This is a genomic window from Vibrio agarilyticus (genome assembly GCF_012641465.1).
GTDB lineage: Bacteria > Pseudomonadota > Gammaproteobacteria > Enterobacterales > Vibrionaceae > Vibrio > Vibrio agarilyticus.
The window spans coordinates 1-525 of record NZ_JABAIK010000071.1 but is presented as its reverse complement, the minus strand read 5'-3'; the positions used below and the strand labels follow the sequence as shown (position 1 = coordinate 525).

Here is a 525-nt window from a genome sequence, read left to right as displayed (position 1 = left end):
GACTGGGGTGAAGTCGTAACAAGGTAGCGCTAGGGGAACCTGGCGCTGGATCACCTCCTTATACGATGATTGTTTGAAACAAGTGTCCACACAGATTGATGGTTTACAAGCGAAAGCTTGTAGCTAACATAGCTCTTTAACAATTTGGAAAGCTGACAAAACAAATCTTGTCTTAAATAGATAAGTGTTTGTTTGTAAAGTTCTCAATACTTACTTTTTAAGTAAGTACCAACTGTTTGTTTTCACTTTTTAAAGTGAAAGTGAACGAGCACATTCAAGTGTTCTTGGGAATATCACTGTTAAGTGATTATTCGAAATTGAGTCCGGCAAAATCGAGTCTGCATCATGTCCTGTTTGTCTTCACTTTTCAAAGTGAAAGCAAAGAGTTAATTGCAGACAACTTTGGTTACTTAGTTTGTTTTCACTTTTCAAAGTGAAAGTAAATTTAAGCTGTAAGACCCTTTGGGGTTGTATGGTTAAGTGACTAAGCGTACACGGTGGATGCCTTGGCAGTCAGAGGCGATG

1 rRNA gene is annotated in these 525 nt (G+C 38.5%); it reads left to right on the top strand.

The features are described from left to right. Positions 1–61 (top strand): 16S ribosomal RNA (locus HGP28_RS19070); the annotation flags it as partial. Positions 62–525: the final 464 nt, after the last annotated feature.